We start from the raw sequence: 19,313 nt of genomic DNA on the forward strand, positions 1-19,313 counted from the left end.
ATGGTTTCCGAACGCCTCGTTGCTGCTGCGCCCTACATGCTCTTTGCCTTGTTCGTGTTGGCCGTGGTGCTGGCGATCGGATCGGCTTGGCTGATCCGGCGCGGCGGCTGGCAGCGGATCGCGGGGCTCGCGATCGCGGCAGTCCTCGCGTTCTACTACGCCTACTTCCTTTGGAACGTCTGGTGACCGAGAAGAAGATTGCCACGCCCGAGATCGCCAAGGCGACTTGGGAGGAGATGGACAACCCGTCCTGCCGGCGCGTCCGCGAAAAGCTGGTCGCCGCCGGCTACGTCACGCCGAGCTACAAGACCATCAACAAGTGGGCGGCCGAGGGCAAGTGGACCAAGAAGAAGGTCACGCGCAAGGGCCGCCCGCCGGACAGCGACCGGCTCTCTGAGAAGCTCGACGACGCCGCGCCCGCGCTGACAGGCGACCCGCGCACCAGCGCCGAGGACATCGTCAACGCGGCGCTTAAGGCGCTTCCGCCGCCAGAGCAACCCAACGAGGAGCCGGAGGCCGAGCAGCCGAAGGCGGACGATTCCGAGGCCCAGCGTCAGCGGGATGAGCAGGAAGCCCGTAAGCGGCTCAAAGAGCTGCGCGATGCCATCATGGGCGACGTGAGCGACGAGCACCTGTTGAGCGCCGCCGCCCGGCAAACGCTACGCACCGCCATCATCATCGAGGGCGTGCTGGCTGAATTGGCCCCTGCCCTGATCGCATCGGCCCCGGAAGCCGTCGGCAAGCTGCAACTGGCCGTGGCCGAGTCCCTCGCCGCGGCTGGTGAGCCGTTCGATCGCATCGGCGCGGCGCGCGACCGCGCGATGAAGACGATCAACGCTGGCGGCGCGGAGATCATCCCGCCAGGCCAGAACGATCCGCTGGCAGATAGTCTCGCCGCGTTCAAGAAGCGACATGCCGCATGAACTCCGCGGCACGAGGTATCTGACCGCCGCCAACGACGCTCTCGCGAGGTTCATCACCAACGACCTTCGCTATCTCGATTACGATCAGACGCTGGCGTTCTATTCCGAGGTCGTCCCGGGGCTCGATCTTCGAGGGCGGGCGCTGCTCGGGATCAATGACCGCTTCTTTCTGCTGACCGGGCTCTGCCGGCGCGTCGACGCGGTCCATCCGTGGCTGTTCAACCGCTGCCGCGAGGTCGAGGCTGATCCGGACGGCCACATCGACCTGTGGGCGCGGTTTCACTACAAGTCGACGATCATCACGTTCGCCGGCGCCATTCAGGAAATCCTCACGGATCCTGAAATCACCATCGCGATCTTCTCGCACACCAAGCCGATTGCGCGGGCGTTCCTCTCGCAGATCATGCAGGAGTTCGAGCGCAACGATTACCTCAAGCAGGTCTATCCGGACGTGCTGTGGGACGAGCCGCGCAAGGAAGCGCCGGTCTGGGGTCTGGATCGCGGCATCATCGTCAAGCGGCGTTCGAACCCGAAGGAGTCAACCATCGAGGCCCACGGCCTCGTGGACGGCCAGCCGACGTCGCGGCACTACGACCTGCACATCTACGACGACATGGTGACGCGCGAGAGCGTGACCAACCCGGAGATGATCCGCAAGACCACGGAAGCCTGGGAACTGGCGGACAACCTGGGCAGCCACGAAGGCGTCCGCAAATGGATGCCAGGCACCCGCTATTCGTTCGCCGACACCTATGGCGTCGTGCTCGAACGCCGCGTGCTCAAGCCGCGGAAGTATCCGGCGACGGATGACGGCACGCTGAAAGGCACGCCGGTCTTTCTCTCGCGCGAGCGCTGGGAAGAGATCAAGAATACGCAGCGGTCGACGGTTTCGGCCCAGATGCTGCAGAACCCGGTCGCCGGCAACGAGGCGATGTTCAAGTCGACGATGTTCCGGCCGTACCTGATCCGGCCGACCATCATGAACATCTACATCATGGTGGACCCGTCGAAGGGGCGCTCGGCCTCGTCGGATCGCACGGCTATCGCGGTCATCGGCGTCGATGTCGCCGGCAACAAGTATCTGCTCGATGGCGTCCGCCACCGGATGAACCTGACGGAGCGCTGGGGCTATCTCAAGCGGCTCTACACCAAATGGCGCGATGCCATCGGTACGCAGGTCATCATCGTCGGCTACGAGCGCTACGGCGCCCAGACCGAGGACGAGGTCATCAAGGACTGGCAGGAGCGCGACTGCGTTGCGTTCGAGCTTGTCGAACTGAACTGGCCCCGCGAAGGCGGTCACTCCAAGCGCGATCGCGTCGAGCGGCTCGAGCCGGACATGAGCCACGGCCGGTTCTACCTTCCCGGCATCGTCTACCACCCGGAGATCGGCGGCAAGGATGGCCGCGCGCTTTGGTCGATCTGGACCGAAGAGGAAGCCAAGAAGGCCGAGGCCCGGGGCGAAAACACTGGCTACAACATCGGCCAGATCATCTACCGGCCGCTGATGGGCGAGCTCAAAGAGCACCGCGCCATGTCAGCGACCAGCCAGAACTATCGCATCGTGAACCCGATCCGCCTGATCGACGAGGACAAGAACCTCTACGACCTGACGCGGGCGTTCATGGAAGAGGCGATGTTTTTCCCGTTCTCGCCGAAGGACGACCTGATCGACGCGGCCTCGCGCATCTACGACCTCTCGCCGAAGCCAGCCATTCAATACGAAGCGGCCTCGCTTGAGCCGCCAGCCTATGTGGATTCCTGACCATGCCCCGTTACTTCCCGCCGAAGAGCATCAGCATCCCCTGGAAGGTGCTCGTGCTGCGCCAGGACCCAGACCTCGAGCGCGATAAGCGCAACGAGATCGAATACCAGTTTTCCAATGGCCGGGCGTTCCGGGGCAACCCCGCAACGCGCGGACCGTACTCAGAGGATTGATTCATGGCAGCCACGCCGAACGGCTTATCGACCGCCCAAGTCCCCGTTGGAACCACCGCGACGCAAATCTTGCCCGCACGTCCGGATCGCCGGGAGGTGACCATCATCAATCACGGAACCACCGATGTGATGATTGGCGGCACCAACGTCCAGACCACAACGGGCGCGCTTCTGGCCGGCGTCAAGGGAGCGAGCATCACACTGCGGAGCACCGTCGCCATCTTCGGCATCGTTGGTGACGGCGAGCAAGTCGTCTCGTTCGTCGAGACCTTTTCCTAAGGCGCCATGGACGACGCACAGCAAGGCAAGTAATGAACATGATGCCGAGTGTCCGCCACGCCGAGCGCGATAGCGCCCGCGGGCAGTTGACCTTTGACAAGTTCTTCGCGAGCAGCGGCGAAGCCGATCGCCACGCCATGATGCGGCGTGAGGGCCGGTTCGCCCTACGGCGCGATCTGCTCGATCGCGGCCGGGGCCAGCCCAACATCGAGTTGCAGCAGAGCTACGTCCGGTCCGGCCTCCTGCCCGAGGAAACCGACACCAAGGCCGAGTGGGATCTGACCGTCGCCAAAGCGATCACCCGCGTTCTCTTCTCGCAGTACCGCGGCCACTTCTGGGAGGTCTACTGCGACAGCAAGCAGGGCATCGCCTGGATCACCATCCCGCTCCTCCTCAACGACTGGAAGTACGTTTTCAAGCTGTCCGAGGACATCACGCCGGCGATGATTATCCGGGCTGGCGGCGAAATTCTAGAGCGCTTCAACATCCCCCGCACCAATCTCGACGTCGCCTCCTTCATCGCGGCGAAGAAGATGGCTGTCAGGAACGGCGGTAACGCGCCGTCATGACCGACATTCGGACCGAGCCCCCCGGAGAGGACGGATTCCAGAAGCAGGAACAGAACCTCTACGCGCGCGCCCAGGCGGCTGCGACGGGTTCGGCCCCACACGATCAAGCTCCGCAGGAGGCCGGTGGCGACGAAATCAACTGGCTCAAGCTGGTAGCCGAGGCCGAAACGCAGGGCGGACGCTTCCAGCTCGACCAGATCAAGAGTTCATGGGACGCCAGCTACAAGGCGTTCCGCAACCAGCATGTGGCGAACTCGAAGTATCGTTCGAACGACTATAAGGGCCGCTCGAAGATTTTCCGGCCCAAGACCCGCTCCGCAGTCCGCAAGGCCAACGCCAGCGCCGCGGCGGCGCTGTTCTCGACCATCAACACGATCAACTGCACGCCAGGCAACGAGGGTGATCCCCAACAGGTCGCCTCCTCCGCACTGATCCAGCAGCTCATCAACTACCGGACCGACCGCACGTCGGGCCGCGCGGCCATCCCGTGGTTCCGGCTGGCGATCGGCGCGCATCAGGACACGCTCATTATGTCGGCGTGCTTGTCCAAGCAGTATTGGAAGCTCGAGCTCGCGCCCAAGATCACTCAGGAGCCGGTGATCGGACCGGATGGTCTGCCCCTCGTTGGGGAAGACGGTCAGCCCGTCATGCGGACGGTCAAGACCTACAGCCCCATCGTCGACCGCCCGGATAGCGTGCTGTGCCCGCTGGAAAACGTCATCATCGACCCCGCGGCAAGCTGGCTCGATCCGATCCAGAGCGCGGCCTACCTGATCGTCAAGTATCCGATGCGGATCAACGAGATCCGCGCGAAGCAGAACGATCCGCGCAATCCGTGGAAGAACGTCGATATCTCTACCCTGCGCGGCGCAGGCGCCGAGCAGAAGCTCCGCGCAGCCGGCACGCGCTCAGCGCGCGAAGGCGGCCTCGATCGCATGGACCCGTCCTCGACCGGCCCCGGCGAGTTCGAAGTCATCTGGGTCTACGAAGTGTTCATGCGGGTCGGCGAAGAGGACGTCTGTTTCTATTCGGCCGGCAGCAAGGCGTTCCTGACCGATCCGATGCCGGTCCGGGAAGTCTATCCAGAGCAGGACGGTGAACGGCCCTATGTGCTTGGGCTCGGAAGCCTCGAAAGCCATCGCATCTTCCCGATGTCGCATGTGGAGGCTTGGCAGCCGCTGCAGCAGGAGATCAACGACCTCGCGAACCTGCGGCTCGATCAGGTCAAGCAGAACGTCTCGCCCATCACGTTCGTCAAACGCGGCCGGCAGGTCGATCTTGGCGCGATCCAGCGGCGCGGGCCCAATACCACCATCCTGCGGACCGAAAAGGACGACATCGAGTTCGACCGTCCGCCAGAGGTGCCCTCCTCTGCCTACGCGGAGATGGAACGCCTCAACGTCGACTTCGACGACCAGGCGGGGCAATTCAATTCCGGTTCGGTGCAAACCAACCGCAGCCTCAACGAGACCGTCGGTGGGCTGAACCTCATCTCGTCGGCTGCCAACTCGGTGCAGGAGTTCGACCTGCGCGTCTGGGTCGAGACGTGGGTGGAGCCGGTCATGGGGCAACTGGTCCGGCTCGAACAGTATTACGAGGCCGACGAAGTCATTCTCGGCCTCTGCGGCGAGCGCGCCCAGCTTCTGCAAAAGCACGGCATCAACCAGATCACGGACCGCTTGCTCGAGCAGCAGGTCGCCGTCCGCGTCGATGCCGGGCTTGGCGCGTCGAACCCGCAGCAGAAGCTCCAGAACTTTGCAGGCGCGCTCAAGATCGCCGCACCGGTCTGGGCCAACAGCCCGCAGGTTCAGTCCGGCGAGGTCACGCCGAACATTGAGGAAATCTCAAACGAGATTTTTAGCCTCGTCGGATATCGCGACGGCGCCAAGCGCTTCATCAAGAAGGGGCAGCCGAAACAGAACCCGACGATCGACGCCCAGGCAGACAAGCTCAAGTCGGAAGCCGAGAAGAACCGCAGCACGGCCCACCTCAATGAGGCCAAGGCCATGGAGACCGGCGTCCGCACCAAGATGGACTTCGCGGGCCTCGTGCACGGCCAACAGATGGACCGCGCCAAGCTGGTCAATCAGGTCCGCTCCGAGCGCGAGAGTTTCCAGCACAACAAGGAAAACTCCGCCGAGGACCGCAAGCTCAAAGAGAAGCAGATCCAGGCAAAGTCCGAAAAGCCTGCCGCCAAGGAACAGGCCCCGGACCAGCATGCGGAAATCGCCGATCTGCTCAAGCAGGTCGTTGCACTCCTGTCGCAAAACCAACAGCACGCACAGGTGTGAGGTTTAGATAAACATCTCGATCTTTAATGGCCGCGCCGTCATCAGCGGCAACGCAGCGGTGTCCATTGCCGCGCCTGCCGGACATTGGGGCCGTCGAGCGCGAGGCGGCCGAGGCGCGCGACATGCAGGACATCACCCGCGTGCTCGCAGCAATTGATTGAACAGAACAGGACCCACAACATGACTGATCTCGTGGCGCTTAAGGCAGCGAACGCAACGCGCTGGGAAAATGCTAAGCTGACGCGGAATTTTGCCGGCATAGCAAAGGCTCTGGTGGCCTCAAAGGTCCGCTACAAAGCCGTGGAAGCTATGACAGGCGTTCCCTGGTGGGTCATTGCCGTCATCCACCAGCGGGAGAGCTCACAGAACTGGCAGCGCTCCTTGGCCCAAGGCGATCCGTGGAATCGCGTCTCTACCCACGTCCCAAAGGGCAGAGGGCCTTTCAATAGTTGGGAAGAAGCCGCCGTCGATGCGCTGGTTAACTGCGGGCCTTACCTCGCCCGCAAGAAGGACTGGAGCCTTGGCGGGGCTCTCGCGAACTTGGAGCTCTACAACGGTGCGGGCTACGTGAATCGCGGCAAGCCCTCGCCCTATCTCTGGGCCGGGACCAATCAATACACCACCGGCAAATTTGTTGCCGATGGCGTCTACGATCCCACCCATATCGATCAACAGCCGGGTTGCGCGGGTCTGTTGATGGCGATGATGACGATCGATCCCACAATCACATTCACTGGGATCACACCACCCAAGACGACGCCGATCCCAACCGAAAAGCCAGTCGCTCCTTCTGTCACCAATCCCGCCAAGGGATCCATCGGTGCATTCATCGCCAACATCTTCGCACGTCTCTTCAGGAGGAAATGATGATTACGTGGCTGGACAAGTTTAAGGCATGGTTCAAGAATTCACTGACGATCCTCTGGGCCCGCATCCAGTACGTCGGCGGCGTTCTGGCTGCCGGTATCATTGCGGCGTTCTCTGGATACGATTTCACGCAACTGACTTCGATGACGCTGAAGGACGCCTTCAAGATGCTCTGCGCCGTCGCCATCGCCGGGGTCATGACTGAAATCGCACGACGCCGGACGCTCTAAAATGTGGATGACCATCATCAGCTTCATCGGTGGTCCGGTTATCAAGGGCCTGATTGACGGCTACAAGGCCAGGCTTGCGGCCGGCAACACCTCGGAAAAGATCGCTAGCGAAACGGCATCTGCCGAGATTGCGGCGCAGGTCTCCGAAACCAACGCGATCATGCAGTATCGCATCGCCGAGATCGGGCACTGGTATGAGCCCGACAAGCTGATGGGTTACTTCGTCGCGATCTACTTTGGAAAATTGCTCATCTGGGATAAGGTTCTCGGCCTGGGCACAACCGATCCCCTCGCGGGCTTTGCGGCGGTCACGTCCAATCTAGTCGTTAGCTTTTACTTCGCGAAGCGCGGCTTTGAGAACATCGCGCGGATCATCAAGAGGTGAGCGATCCCGACACCCAAGCCGCGCTTCGGGAGATGAGCCGCTCGATTGGTGGGCTCGAGTCCACAGTGAAGACACTGGTATCGACATGGCAGTCTCAGGAGATCCAGGCTTCCCAGGGGCGCCGGGATCTGCATCAAAAGTTCGACGCCCTAAGCGAGAAAGTCTCCGTTCTCGCCGGCAAGGTGGAAGCCGCCATTAAGGACATTACCGAGATCAAGCCTTCGGTTGAGGCGTTCGAAACAGCCAAAGAGCGGGCTGTCGGTGCGAGCATGTTCGGTAAAGTTCTTTGGGGCATAGCCGTTTTCATGAGCGGTGGGTTCGGCTGGATTCTGTCCAACTGGATCAACGTCAGCCCGAAGACACCTATTCACTAAATCGGGTGGACTGATGCCCATTGATCCGGTCTACGCCGCTGCCCTCCGGCGCACGTCAAGGCTATCAATCGACCTTGAGGCGCAGCTTCTCTCGAAGCTCAAGAGCGAACCCCTCCTCGTGGTGCTGCACACCGCCAAGGAGCAGGCCGCCGAGGCCCTCGCCGCCCTGGTCGACGTCGATGCGGAAGACCCGAAAGCCATCCGAGCCCTGCAGAACGAGGTCACGCGGTTCGACGACATGGTGCGCTGGCTCAAGCAGATGCTGATCGACGGCCCAGAGGCCGATCGCGAATTGGGCGCCCTGCAGATGCAGGAAGCCCGCGAACTGATCCTCTCCGACGAGGACGCCGCCCAACTCGGAATCCCAACCGAAGGAACCCACGATGACTAAGCCGACCGAGCAGCAAGAGCAGAAGCCGCAGGACCAGATCGAGGTCCATAACAGCCAGATCGAGGACAGCCAGGTCCAGCAGCAGGATCTGGCGCCTGCGCCGAGCGGCGGCGAGCCGCCTGCCCCGCCGCCGCAGGAGCCGAAGGAAGAGTCCATTCAGGACGGCGGCCGCAGCGCGATCGCCGAGCGCTTCAAGAAGCTGCGCGCCGACAAGGAGCCGCCTGTCGAGACCACCGGGGATTTCATCCACCCGTCGCAGACATACGGCCAGGTAGCGGCCGACCAGCGGCAGCCCGAGCCGCCGCCGGCCCCCGAGCCACAGGCTCCGCGCAAGATGAAACTCAAGGTTCGCGGTGAAGAGCGCGAAGTCGAGCGCGACGAAGCCGTGAAGATGGCAAAGGTTGTTGCCGGCGACGAGGACGTCTCGAACCTGAGCGACGAACAGCTTACGCGGCTAGCGCAAATCGGCGCTGCCGGACAGTCCTATCTCGAAGAGACGAAACAAGTTTTGGAGACCACCAAGCGGGTGCAGGTCTCCCGTCAACACCCCGACGCACCGCAACCCGCGCCCCTCGCCACTGAGCAAGACAATCCCGACAGCCAGCAACACCCCGCTGACCCCGTCGCCGAGATCGTCGAGCAATTGCAGTATGGCGACCCGAAGGAAGTAGGCCCGAAACTCCGCTCCACCATCGCGGATATCGTGACCGACGCCGTCAAACAGGTGACAGTCAATGACCGCGTCCAGCAGGACGTGGCCAATGACCTGCTCGCCCACGACGACTTTGTGAAGAAGAACGCCGAACTGGCGGCGGACCCCCGCGCAACGAAGTTCATCCGAGCCGAATTGCTCGACGGGTACCGCGACGATCTTCTCAAAATCGGAGTGCCCGAAGAGAAAATCCCGACTGACCCCACGCATCTGGCGAACCACCATCGCCATTACAAGCTGCAAGGTCATCCCGTCAGGACCGTTTCCAAGCTGCTCGAAGATGCAGCGACGAGCCTGCGCGAGTTTCGGGGTACTCCGAGGACCGAACCATCACCACAGCCGAAGCCCGAACCGCGCGTTGACGTCAACCTCAACCGCGATGCCAGGCGAATGGCTATACCCCACCAACCCACGCGCGCCAATGTGCAGCCTGCCCTGACGCAACCGACACAGCAGGGACCAAAGTCCCGGCACGATGCCGTCAGGCAAGCGCAGATTGCTCGCGGGCAAGCAGTGTAACCAACCTCCCCTTCTCACGAACGATCTGACGCAAAGGAGCACACGAACGCGCCTCATAAAATGAGGACGCAATACCATGGCTGGACAGCTTTGGAGCGTTGCAGCGGAAGGCGGCTACATGTACTCCGACGAATTGTCGGACGTGATCCGCCAGCAGTTGCAGCCTCTCACCAAGTTCCGACAACTCTGCGACGCGAAAGACGCCGTAGATAAGGGACTTCACCGCGGCGCCAAGTTCTATTGGGATGTTTATTCCAACATCCAGACTCAGGGCCGGCGCCTTTCGGAAACCGGACCCATCCCGGAGTCCGGCTTCACCGTCGCTCAGAAGAGCCTTTCGGTTGTGGAAGCTGGCAACAGCGTTCCTTACACCGGCCTTCTGCAGGCGCTGGCGAAGCACGAGGTCACGTCGATCATCGACCAGACCTTGAAGGACGATGCTCGAAAGTATTTCGACATCGAGGCGTTCTTGCAGTTCAAGAACACCCTGCTGCGGGTCGCTCCGACCGGCGGCACCTCGACCACGGCGGTTACGCTCGACACGAACGGCACTTGCTCCACCACCAACAATCTGGCGATGGGCACCGGTCACGTCAAAGCGATCGTCGACATGATGAAGGAGCGGAATATCCCGACCGCTCGCGGCGATGACTATGGGTGCATCACCCACGTCACCTCGCTCCGCACCTTCAAGAACTCGCTAGAGGCGATCAACCAGTACACCGAGACTGGTTTGTCGCACATCTACACCGGTGAGATCGGCCGGTACGAAGGCACTCGCTTCATCGAGCAGAACTTCATCCCGAAGGGCGGTGCGGCAGACTCGACGACCTTCGATCCGTGGAGCAGCACCGCTGACGCCTGGAACAATGGTCTCTCGAGCTGGGCGTTCTTCTTCGGCGCAGACCGCGTCGCGGAAGCCTACTGCATTCCCGAGGAAATCCGCGCGAAGATCCCGAGCGACTTCGGTCGGTCGAAGGCCATCGCCTGGTACTACCTTGGCGGCTTCGGGATCGTGCATGACGACGCGACCAACTCGCGCATCGTCATGTGGGACTCGGCGCAGTAACGGAGGAACAGAGCAATGTATGATCAACCGATCGTCGAGGTTTACGAGTCCGCGACCGGCGCTTTCGGTGCCGTAACGGCCTCCAAGAAGTACATCAGCCCTCCGGGCAAGCGCGGTGTCGTTCGCGACATCGAAGTCTTCCTGACGGCCGATGCCGTCGGCACCACCGCCGTTCCCGAGGTCGCCGTTGGCGCAACGCAGGGCTCGGCGGAGTACGCCCGCTGGCGTCTCGGTACCGCTGTTGGCACCGGCCTCACCGCGGCGGCAACGCCGAAGCGGGCGCGGTCGCTGGTCGAGGGCAACGGCAACCCGCCCGTATCCAACGACTTCTCCGGGCATGTGCGGCTGGAAACGACGTACATCCCGGCGGACACGCCGTTCTTCATCACCGGCGTCGCTGGCGTCGGCGGTACCCCCGCCGGCACCGGCTATCACCGCGTGCGGATCGAGTGGTTCTAACAAGAGGGGCCCCGGAGCGATCCGGGGCTTTTCACCTTTGAGGGAGACCGGAATGTTCTTTCCCTACGGGCGTCGCCCCAACCAGCCAGTTCGGGTCAACGACCCGCGCCCCGTCAAGCGCTACCAAGACGACACGACCGGCAATGCCGGCCTTGACGGCTTCACGCGCTTGTCCCGTGCCGATCGCGAGACCGGCTATTGCCCACCTGTCGGACAAGCCACTCCCGAGTGGCCCCGCAACGTCGAGGACTGAAATCACATGAAGAACGAATCCAGCGGCACCGTTGAAAGCGTCAAGGGCGCGCGGGGCCAGACCATCAAGCGCGGCTTCGGCCGTGACGACTCGAGCATGGATGTGCCGAACGCCCGCGGCAAATCTCTGGGTGGCGGTCTGAACAACCTCTCGCACTCGCTCTCGGGCTCGTCTGCGGTTCAGGACGTGAAGTAAGGAACGACCGCATGTCAGCTCCCACAGTGAAACTGGATCGGTCGCGTGCCTACGCGACCGTGCATGGCGAGGGCATCACCCACTTCTTTGAGCAGGACGGACTGCCATTCGATCACCAGGGCAACCTCGTCGACAAGCTGGTGTCGAAGGACAAGCGCCCGCTGGTCGAGAAAAAGCTGAAGCGGCTCGCCAAACTCGCAGGCAACGCGCCCGCGGAAGAGCCTGTCGAGGCCGGTAGCGACACCACGACGGACGATGATGACGACGACGCGAATGCGGGGTCGGAGATCAACTTCGAAGGGTGGTTGAAGGACAAGGTTCGCTACGAGCAGCACGCCATCTTCAAGGAGGCCAAGAAGCGCTACAGCAAGGTCTTCTCGAACTACCGCGACCTCGCCGAGTTCCTCGTGTTCGAGGAGAACGTCTGCGGTCCGGAAGACGTTCCGACCAAGCTCGGTCCGAAGCAGTCCTGATCCATGGCGCAAAACTACACCACCTTGATCGGGGCCAAGAGCACCCCGGGCAGCATCCGGCGCTGGGTCAATTACTCCGAACTGGATGCTGAACAGGTGGTGCTGGAAGCGCAGGCGCTGATCTACCAGACCCTCCGCGTGCGAGAGATGAGGTTCGAGTTCGATAACCTCGCTCTCGCACAGGGGGATATCTACGTCGCCTTGCCGGAAGGTTTCCTTGACCCGATCGCGCTCAAGGACGCCACCAACAACATCGACCTGCGGCTGCGTACCGAAGACAAGCTGGTGAAGGCCCGGATCTACGAGAACGGTTCTCTTATGTCCGGCATCCCGACCCGCTACGCCATCTTCGGCGAGAAGCTTCAATTCGAATACAAATACGAGTCGGCGGCGACATTGAAACTCGTTGGCTTCAAGACCCCGGCGGATCTGTCGGCGTCCAACGAAACTAACTTCCTGACCAAGCGCTACCCGCATTTGCTTCGCGTGGCCTGCCTCACCCAGGCTTACGACTTCATGTCGAACATGGCGAAGTATCAGACCAACCTGACGCTATTGGATGCCTTGATCAAGAAGACGAACGAGGAAAGCGATCTCAGCTACCGCGGCGTCGAGTTCGAGGTAGAGGTCGAATAAATGCCCGCAGATTTCAGTTCCTCCCTGCTCGGCCTGCTGATGCAGGGCACCGGGAACAACAACAATTCGTGGGGCAGCAACCTCAACGATTTCGTGTTCGCCTATCTCGAAGCAGCCATCGCGGAGTACACCACCATCACCGTGACGGGCGGCGCGGAGAGCTTGACTGCTGCCGAGCACCGCTCGGCGATGATCGAGTTCGACGGCACCCTGACCTCGAACTGCACAGTGACGATCGACAACACCAAGAAGCGTTGGCGCATCTTCAACAACACCACCGGCAGCTTCGTCCTGCTGATGAAGACGGCCAGCGGCGATGCCATCGAGATCCCGCAGGGCACGCACAAAGACATCGTCTGCGACGGCGACGACCATATCTACCGCCTCGACGATAAGGAGATCGGAAACTTCATCCTTCATGGAGGACCGACAGCTCCTCCCGGGACGATGGCCTGTTCGGGTGGCACTTACGTCCGCGCCGACCATCCGAACCTCTACTCCAAGATCGGCACCACCTGGGGCGCTGGAAATGGCCTCACTACGGCGGGGCTGCCGAACCTGACCGACACCAACCGCTTCCTACGCGCGGCGGGCGGCAGCATCGCGGTCGGCACCTATCAGGCGAGCCAGAACAAGTCGCACACCCATACCGGAAGCGGAACCACCAGCACCGAGAGCGCAGACCATACCCATACCTATTCCGGCAGCACCGGTACGCAGAGTGCGAACCATACCCACACCGAAGTTCGCCCGAGCGGGTCGAACACCACCACTGGTGGCGGCAGCTTCCCCGTCTATGATGGCGGCTCGGCTGGGTATACGACAAACACCGGGGCCGAAAGCGCCAACCATACGCACAGCTATTCAGGCACGACCTCCGGCAAGAGCGCCACCCACACGCACACCTATTCCTTTACGACCTCAACCGGGTCGGCAGACGGCACCGAAGCCCGGCCCGAGAGCGCGGGCGTCCTCGTATGCATCAACCTTTGAGTTGCACGTCAGTGCAAAGGGCGGCCCCGCCTTCCCAATCACTGTGGGAGGTGTTGAGGGGGCGGGGCTGTTCCCATGTCTGATGAATTTCCCCCGGTACCGTTGACGCCGCCGCCCGGCGTCGTCAAGACCGAGTCCGACCGCGTCGTGGAAGGCCGCTGGATCGACATGCAGTGGATGCGGTTCGTCAACGGACGTCCGCAGAAGATGGGCGGCTGGGTCAGGCAGACCACGGTCATCTCGTCCGGCGCCTTGCGACAGCTTCATGCATGGCGCGATCTTCAATCGCTCGAGTATATGGCAGGCGGGACGTACCGAAAACTCTACGTCTACGAGCGCGATTTCACCCAGCACGACATTACGCCTCTGGCCGATTCCGGAACGCTGACGGACCCGTTCACCACGACATCCGGAAGCTCCATCGTCACAGTGGCTGACGCGACGCACGGCAGAAACCCCGGGGACACCGTCATTTATTCTGGCGCTTCCGCCGTCGGCGGATTGACGCTCGATGGACCCTACGAGGTGCTGACCACGATTGGCGCCGGAACCTACACAATCGATGCCGGAGCAAATGCTTCTTCCGACGCAACAGGGGGTGGCACCATCACCTATGAATATGAAGTCTCGATCGGTGCTGATCGAGGCGTCTATGGTCTCGGCTACGGAGCCGGCCCCTACGGCATCGGTACCTACGGCACCGCACGCTCCGGCTCGACTCTCTTCATCGAGCCTCGCATCTGGTCATTCGATCATTTTGGCCGGATCCTTCTGAGCGCCTTCAATGGTGGATCGATCTACGATTGGGATCCGGAGGACGTTCCTTCCTTTGGCCGCGCCGTGCGGGTAGCGAATGCCCCAACCGACGTTCGCTACATGTTCATCACGGAAGAGCGCTTCGTGATGGCGCTGTGCGATGGCATGCGCGTCGATTGGTGCAGCCAGGGCGATTACTCGATGTGGACGCCCGGCCTTGGCAATACCGCAAACACGCGCAACCTCTCGGAAGGGACCAAGCTGATTGCCGGACGGTCGCTGGGCAATCACATCTCCTGCGTCTGGACGGATTTCTCGCTCTACATCTTCCAGTACACCGGATCTGCCTCGGTCTTCTCCTCCCGGCTCGGCGGGCGCAATTGCGGTCTCGTCTCGCCATCCTGCGCGGTAACAGCGAACGGCGTCGCCTACTGGATGGGTCACACGAACTTCTATCTTTACAACGGCTCGGTGCAGTTCATCCCGAACGTTGATGACATCCGCGATTACGTGTTCGGCAACCTCAACACCGAGAATGCCTATTTGTCGTGGGGCGAGTACCTCGAAAAATACAATGAGATCATCTGGTACTACATTTCGGCCGGAGACACAGAGCCGAGCTACTATGCGCTTCTGAACCTCAAGGACTTCTCCTGGGCGGCGGGGCAGATGGTGCGCACCGCAGGGGCGGCATTCACCCACGGCGACACCCGCCCTTATTGGGCCGGTCCGGACGGTCACATCTATCTTCACGAAAGCGGCGTCGATGGCGATGGGGCTGCGATCCGCGCATCGATCAAGCTCGGGCCGTCGAGCCTGCAATCCGGTGCCGCGATGTTCAACATCGACGGCATCAATGCCGACTTCCACAATCAGATGGGCGACATCACCGCGACATTCACCGGCTGGGACCGGCTCCGCCATGCCACGGTGGACACCCAAACCGTCACCATCACGCCGACCGATGATCTCGTCGATCTGCGCCTGTCAGGCCGCTACATCAGCCTCGAACTGATTACCGACGTGATCGGCGGCTACTTCCGCTTCGGTAAGCCGGACGTGATGGTCTCCTCCAACGGGACACGCCGATGAGACCGCTTGCTCTGGGACAACCGGCCAACGACAATGATCTGCAGTGGATTATGGGCGCGCTTCGCGAGATTGAGACCGCGTCCTATGAATTAGACCCATCAACGCCAGGAGCAGTCATCCCGGCGACTGAGAACCCGCTGGTCGACGGTACGGCGGAGGTCGGAACGTCGGCAAAATATGCGCGCGAAGACCATGTTCATCCTGCGGACACGGAAACGGCGACGGCAACGGCGAATGCGAGAATTGCCGCCTCCGCCGTTCGGTACGATGCAGCTCAATCATTGAATGCGACGCAGAAAACGCAGGCGCTGAACAACATTGGCGCGCAGCCGGCGGGCAGCTACCAGCCCCCCCTGGGGTATACGCCGGTCAACAAGGCTGGCGACACAATCACCGGCTCTCTCTTGGTCAACAACGTCCTATCGGCTGGAGCCGTCTACAGCAGCACGGCGGGAGACATCAACGCCGTGAGAACCAGCGCGCCGACCACAGGCGTTATCTTTCTCGGCAACACTGGTCGCTACCTCTATTACGACGGCAGCGCCTACCATCTACCCGGGGCACGGCTGTATACGAACGGCTACAACATCGTGGTGAGTGTCCGCATGGCCTACGCGGCTGACCGCAGCTACGCGGGCGGGCTGGAGGAGCCTTACGGCGGCACCGTCATCACAGGCGCAAGCCGATTGGGCACGTTCCGTCACCGCTATCTCCAATACCAGCTCAACGACGGCGGCTGGTACACAGCAGGGTACGTATGACGATCATCAATCACGGATCGTGGTCGCGCTACGTACCAGGCATCTGGCCCGAAGGTTTCCCTTCGAACATCATGTTCTGCAAGCGGGACAGCGACGGCATCGACTGGTACGACTACATCTACAAAGGTGCATCGTTCGCCCCGGGCTCGATCAAGGTCACGGTCGAAGGAGGTCTCACGCGTGCCGCGACCCGCGATGAGAGCAAGCTGTTTCCTCAGTCCTCTGTGGTACTGGAAATCACTGGCGACAACGCCGAGGACCCGCAGGCTGCATTCGGCGGCCTCGTGTACGACGAAGCGTCCAACACGCTCAGTCTTCCTCGTCCTACCGTCCCGCAATCCGTCACACCCCGGCAGGCGCGCCTCGCGCTCCTCAGTGTCGGCCTGCTCGATCAAGTAGAGGCTAGTGTGAACGCTGCCGGAGGCGCCACCAAGATCACTTGGGAATACGCCACCGAGATCAATCGCCGCGATCCGATGATCATCTCCATCGGCTCCTCGCTCGGCCTGACTTCGGATCAGATCGACGCGCTGTTCCTTTCCGCATCCGAACTATAGGTTCACAATGTTATCTTTACCCCAACGGGCCGCCGAAGAGGCGCGGCTCACCGTTCGCGGTGCCATGTCCGATCAGGACGCGATCGAGGTCCACAAGCTCCTGATGCTGATGGGCGACGAGGTCGCGGTCGCGCCGGTCGATCCGGTCGTCGTGATGGAGGACATCTACAACCTCATCAATGCCGACAACCGCGGGGCCTTCCTGATGGCGACGCGCGAAGGCAAGCTTGTCGGCGTAATGGGACTGGAAAACACCCGCTATCGGTATTCGAAGGAATACTGCATCCGCGAGGTCTATCTGTTCGTCCATCCCGACCATCGCAACGGCGATGTGCTGGGCGCGCTGCTCGCCGAAGCCCGCGCGATCGCCGACATGGTCGGCAAGGAACTCTACGTGACAATCGCAAACCCCAACCGTCGACGGGGCAGAACGGAGAAGGTGGCGAGCCTCCTTCGTTATCAGCCGGTCGGCTCAATCTACGCACTTCATCCGAGGAACTAAAAGATGGGTTGCTTTGGCAGCAGTGAAGAAACCGGCCGGAAAACCACCACCAACACCTTGCCGGCCTATCTGGAATCCGCCGCCCAGACCAACGTCTCCAACGCGATGAACTTCGCGAACAAGCCGTTCGAAGCCTACACCGGGGAGATGACGGCGCCGCTGACGCAGAATCAGAAGGACGCGTTCGGCCTCATCAAGTCGATCGCTGGCTCGAGCAATCCGTACCTCTCCGACATTCAGGATCTGTACAAGCAGTTCTCCACCGCGCCGGCCTCGACGATCACCGCCCCGACCACGGGCGAAATCGAGCAGTACATGAACCCCTACCTCATGGCCGCGCTGCAACCGCAGCTTGACGATATCGCGCGGCAGGGCATCAACACCCGCAAGTCCCTCGATGCGCAGTCGACCATGGATGGCGCTTTCGGCGATGCGCGCTCCGGCGTCGAGCGGGCGGAGGCGCGGCGCAACGAGGACATCCTGCGGACCAATACCATCGGCAAGGGCTATTCCGACGCCTTCACTTCGGCCATGGCAAATCTCATGGATACGAAGAAGACCAACGCCACTCTGAACGAGACCGCCTTGCAGCGCGCAATAACGGGCGGCAAGGCGCTGCAGGATCTCGACTTGTCGCAGGTCAATCGCGGATTGACGACGGCGGATGCGCTCGCGAAGGCGGGCAAGACCGAGCAGGAAACCAACCAGGCGGCGGATACCGCGAAGTTTCAGGAGTTCTTGCGCGGCCAGGGCTGGGACGCGCAGAAGATCGCACTTGTCACCTCGGCGCTGGCCGGCACGCCGAAATCGACCACGCAAACGACGGTCGAAGAGCAGCCGAACAATTCCGGCTGGGGCATCATTGGTTCGCTCACCTCGTCGCTCCTGCCGGCGATTATCTCGGACCGGCGCGTGAAGGAAGACATCAGCGTCATCGGCGCGACCTTGGACGGCCTCCCGATCTATCGGTTCAAGTACATCGGCGACGATCGCTGGCAGATCGGCCTGATGGCCGACGACGTCGAAGCGGTGACGCCGGATGCCGTCATGGAAGTCGGTGGCCTTAAGGTCGTCGATTACGAGAAAGCAACGCAAGCCGCCGCTGACATGGGAGCATCTGTCTGATGAACCTTGCCGATCTGATCTCGGGTAACGCCTACGTCGGTCAAAACTTTCCCAGCGACATGCCGCCTGCCGCAGATGGCGGAGGCAACCCGATGGACGCGTTGGACAAGCTGCGCGAGCTGCTTTCGATCAGCGAGGGAAAGGCCAAGGGCCTCATCGATCCCGACCTCAATCCAGCGATGGACCCGCCCATCGGCCGCTTTCAAGAGATGCCCCTTGCGCCGCCAGACATGCGGGAGGCTTCCTCAGGTGCCACCGATTTCAGCGCGCGCTCGCGTCAGCCGCTAGCGGTCCCGCTTCCGCAGCCGCGCCCGGCCGGCGCTCCGCTGGCTCCGCCTGAGGCGATCACCGCGTTCGCCCCGACCGACATCCAGCGTGCGCAGCGGGGCATGCCGCCGATTCCGATGACGGAATTGCCGGGGCAGGATCGGCCGGCGAGTGGGCTGCTCTCGGCGATTGCTCCGAACCTCGCTCCGAGCCAGTCGACCATGAACAAGGTGATGGCATCGCTGGGCGGCGGCCTGTCCACCGTGACCGGTAACACCGCCGGCGGCGCGTTCGCGCGCGGGATGGGCGGCGGTCTGAAAGCAGCGGCTGCGCAAGACAAGACCGATTTTGACCAGCACCTCAAGGCGCTCAAGCAAGTGCAGGATGCCAAGGCCACCGGCACCAGCGAGGAGTACAAGGCTGCGTTGACGAACTACTACAAGGTTCTCACCGAGCAGAAGAACCAGCAGGCGGCAGTCGCCACAAACCCGAAGGCGGCGAAGGCATACGCCATGGACAAGGCCCCCGCGGAGAAGCCCGCAGCGGCCCCCGGCACTGAAATCTCGATGAAGGGCGACGGCACGCAAGCCTCTCCCTACGCGCCGACGTCGAAGGCCGACTACGACGAGATCGAATCCGGCACGTACTACATCCATCCCTCCACCGGCCAACTTCGCCTGAAGAAGTAAATCCCCAC

General features: G+C 62.0%; 27 protein-coding genes. 26 read left to right on the forward strand and 1 reads right to left on the reverse strand.

Annotation, left to right across the window (positions count from 1 at the left end):
* Genes KJQ96_RS16070 through KJQ96_RS16100 form a run of 7 tightly spaced genes read left to right on the forward strand, consistent with a single transcriptional unit; the run spans position 1 to position 6,000 of the window.
* Positions 1-186 (forward strand): hypothetical protein, encoded by a 186-nt coding sequence (locus KJQ96_RS16070; protein ID WP_213287574.1) that lies wholly within the window; start codon positions 1-3, stop codon positions 184-186.
* The gene (locus tag KJQ96_RS16075; protein WP_213287575.1) at positions 183-923 is read left to right on the forward strand and encodes a hypothetical protein; all 741 of its coding nucleotides are present in this window, start codon (positions 183-185) and stop codon (positions 921-923) included. The genes KJQ96_RS16070 and KJQ96_RS16075 overlap by 4 nt, the downstream gene beginning before the upstream one ends.
* Entirely contained in the window at positions 913-2,688 is a 1,776-nt protein-coding gene (locus KJQ96_RS16080; RefSeq protein ID WP_213287576.1) for a hypothetical protein, read from the forward strand. Before KJQ96_RS16075 ends, KJQ96_RS16080 begins: the two co-directional genes overlap by 11 nt.
* 2 nt (positions 2,689-2,690) lie before the next feature.
* Entirely contained in the window at positions 2,691-2,861 is a 171-nt protein-coding gene (locus KJQ96_RS16085; protein ID WP_213287577.1) for a hypothetical protein, read from the forward strand.
* Positions 2,862-2,864: 3 nt separating this feature from the next.
* The gene (locus KJQ96_RS16090; protein ID WP_213287578.1) at positions 2,865-3,140 is read left to right on the forward strand and encodes a hypothetical protein; all 276 of its coding nucleotides are present in this window, start codon (positions 2,865-2,867) and stop codon (positions 3,138-3,140) included.
* Between the two features lie 32 nt (positions 3,141-3,172).
* Positions 3,173-3,709, forward strand: coding sequence for a hypothetical protein (locus KJQ96_RS16095; protein WP_213287579.1), 537 nt, complete (start codon positions 3,173-3,175; stop codon positions 3,707-3,709).
* Positions 3,706-6,000, forward strand: a complete 2,295-nt coding sequence (locus KJQ96_RS16100) for a hypothetical protein (RefSeq protein ID WP_213287580.1) — start codon at positions 3,706-3,708, stop codon at positions 5,998-6,000. Before KJQ96_RS16095 ends, KJQ96_RS16100 begins: the two co-directional genes overlap by 4 nt.
* A gap of 41 nt (positions 6,001-6,041) precedes the next feature.
* Here KJQ96_RS16100 and KJQ96_RS16105 read toward each other — a convergent pair whose 3' ends face one another.
* Positions 6,042-6,182 (reverse strand): hypothetical protein, encoded by a 141-nt coding sequence (locus KJQ96_RS16105; protein ID WP_213287581.1) that lies wholly within the window; start codon positions 6,180-6,182, stop codon positions 6,042-6,044.
* Between KJQ96_RS16105 and KJQ96_RS16110 the strand changes: the two genes are divergently transcribed.
* The 19 genes from KJQ96_RS16110 (at position 6,181) to KJQ96_RS16200 (ending at position 19,305) form a co-directional block, all read left to right on the forward strand.
* Entirely contained in the window at positions 6,181-6,867 is a 687-nt protein-coding gene (locus tag KJQ96_RS16110) for a hypothetical protein (RefSeq protein ID WP_213287582.1), read from the forward strand. The genes KJQ96_RS16105 and KJQ96_RS16110 overlap by 2 nt on opposite strands.
* Positions 6,867-7,097: a hypothetical protein gene (locus KJQ96_RS16115; RefSeq protein WP_213287583.1), complete on the forward strand. Its 231-nt coding sequence runs from the start codon at positions 6,867-6,869 to the stop codon at positions 7,095-7,097. The genes KJQ96_RS16110 and KJQ96_RS16115 overlap by 1 nt, the downstream gene beginning before the upstream one ends.
* 1 nt (position 7,098) lies before the next feature.
* Positions 7,099-7,482: a hypothetical protein gene (locus KJQ96_RS16120; protein ID WP_213287584.1), complete on the forward strand. Its 384-nt coding sequence runs from the start codon at positions 7,099-7,101 to the stop codon at positions 7,480-7,482.
* A complete protein-coding gene (locus tag KJQ96_RS16125; RefSeq protein ID WP_309142424.1) occupies positions 7,479-7,856 on the forward strand; it encodes a DUF1515 family protein in 378 nt (125 codons plus the stop codon). Before KJQ96_RS16120 ends, KJQ96_RS16125 begins: the two co-directional genes overlap by 4 nt.
* Before the next feature lie 13 nt (positions 7,857-7,869).
* Positions 7,870-8,247 carry a hypothetical protein gene (locus KJQ96_RS16130; RefSeq protein WP_213287585.1) on the forward strand — a complete coding sequence of 126 codons (378 nt, stop codon included), beginning with the start codon at positions 7,870-7,872 and terminating at the stop codon, positions 8,245-8,247.
* The gene (locus KJQ96_RS16135) at positions 8,240-9,478 is read left to right on the forward strand and encodes a hypothetical protein (RefSeq protein WP_213287586.1); all 1,239 of its coding nucleotides are present in this window, start codon (positions 8,240-8,242) and stop codon (positions 9,476-9,478) included. The genes KJQ96_RS16130 and KJQ96_RS16135 overlap by 8 nt, the downstream gene beginning before the upstream one ends.
* Before the next feature lie 76 nt (positions 9,479-9,554).
* Positions 9,555-10,547 carry a hypothetical protein gene (locus KJQ96_RS16140; protein WP_213287587.1) on the forward strand — a complete coding sequence of 331 codons (993 nt, stop codon included), beginning with the start codon at positions 9,555-9,557 and terminating at the stop codon, positions 10,545-10,547.
* Positions 10,548-10,562: 15 nt separating this feature from the next.
* Positions 10,563-11,006, forward strand: coding sequence for a hypothetical protein (locus tag KJQ96_RS16145; protein ID WP_213287588.1), 444 nt, complete (start codon positions 10,563-10,565; stop codon positions 11,004-11,006).
* 52 nt (positions 11,007-11,058) lie between these two features.
* Entirely contained in the window at positions 11,059-11,259 is a 201-nt protein-coding gene (locus tag KJQ96_RS16150) for a hypothetical protein (protein WP_213287589.1), read from the forward strand.
* Positions 11,260-11,265: 6 nt separating this feature from the next.
* Positions 11,266-11,454, forward strand: a complete 189-nt coding sequence (locus KJQ96_RS16155) for a hypothetical protein (RefSeq protein ID WP_213287590.1) — start codon at positions 11,266-11,268, stop codon at positions 11,452-11,454.
* An 11-nt stretch (positions 11,455-11,465) separates the two neighbouring features.
* The gene (locus KJQ96_RS16160) at positions 11,466-11,927 is read left to right on the forward strand and encodes a hypothetical protein (RefSeq protein ID WP_213287591.1); all 462 of its coding nucleotides are present in this window, start codon (positions 11,466-11,468) and stop codon (positions 11,925-11,927) included.
* Between the two features lie 3 nt (positions 11,928-11,930).
* Positions 11,931-12,563 carry a hypothetical protein gene (locus tag KJQ96_RS16165; protein ID WP_213287592.1) on the forward strand — a complete coding sequence of 211 codons (633 nt, stop codon included), beginning with the start codon at positions 11,931-11,933 and terminating at the stop codon, positions 12,561-12,563.
* Positions 12,564-13,556, forward strand: coding sequence for a tail fiber protein (locus KJQ96_RS16170; RefSeq protein ID WP_213287593.1), 993 nt, complete (start codon positions 12,564-12,566; stop codon positions 13,554-13,556).
* 75 nt (positions 13,557-13,631) lie between these two features.
* Entirely contained in the window at positions 13,632-15,404 is a 1,773-nt protein-coding gene (locus tag KJQ96_RS16175) for a hypothetical protein (protein ID WP_213287594.1), read from the forward strand.
* On the forward strand, positions 15,401-16,165 hold the full coding sequence (locus KJQ96_RS16180) for a hypothetical protein (RefSeq protein WP_213287595.1): 765 nt from the start codon (positions 15,401-15,403) through the stop codon (positions 16,163-16,165). The genes KJQ96_RS16175 and KJQ96_RS16180 overlap by 4 nt, the downstream gene beginning before the upstream one ends.
* Positions 16,162-16,722 (forward strand): hypothetical protein, encoded by a 561-nt coding sequence (locus KJQ96_RS16185; protein ID WP_213287596.1) that lies wholly within the window; start codon positions 16,162-16,164, stop codon positions 16,720-16,722. Before KJQ96_RS16180 ends, KJQ96_RS16185 begins: the two co-directional genes overlap by 4 nt.
* Positions 16,723-16,786: 64 nt before the next feature.
* Positions 16,787-17,224 (forward strand): GNAT family N-acetyltransferase, encoded by a 438-nt coding sequence (locus tag KJQ96_RS16190; RefSeq protein ID WP_213287597.1) that lies wholly within the window; start codon positions 16,787-16,789, stop codon positions 17,222-17,224.
* 3 nt (positions 17,225-17,227) lie between these two features.
* Positions 17,228-18,349, forward strand: a complete 1,122-nt coding sequence (locus tag KJQ96_RS16195) for a tail fiber domain-containing protein (RefSeq protein ID WP_213287598.1) — start codon at positions 17,228-17,230, stop codon at positions 18,347-18,349.
* A complete protein-coding gene (locus KJQ96_RS16200; protein ID WP_213287599.1) occupies positions 18,349-19,305 on the forward strand; it encodes a hypothetical protein in 957 nt (318 codons plus the stop codon). Before KJQ96_RS16195 ends, KJQ96_RS16200 begins: the two co-directional genes overlap by 1 nt.
* Positions 19,306-19,313: the final 8 nt, after the last annotated feature.

The organism is Bradyrhizobium sp. sGM-13, assembly GCF_018398875.1.
Lineage (GTDB): Bacteria > Pseudomonadota > Alphaproteobacteria > Rhizobiales > Xanthobacteraceae > Bradyrhizobium.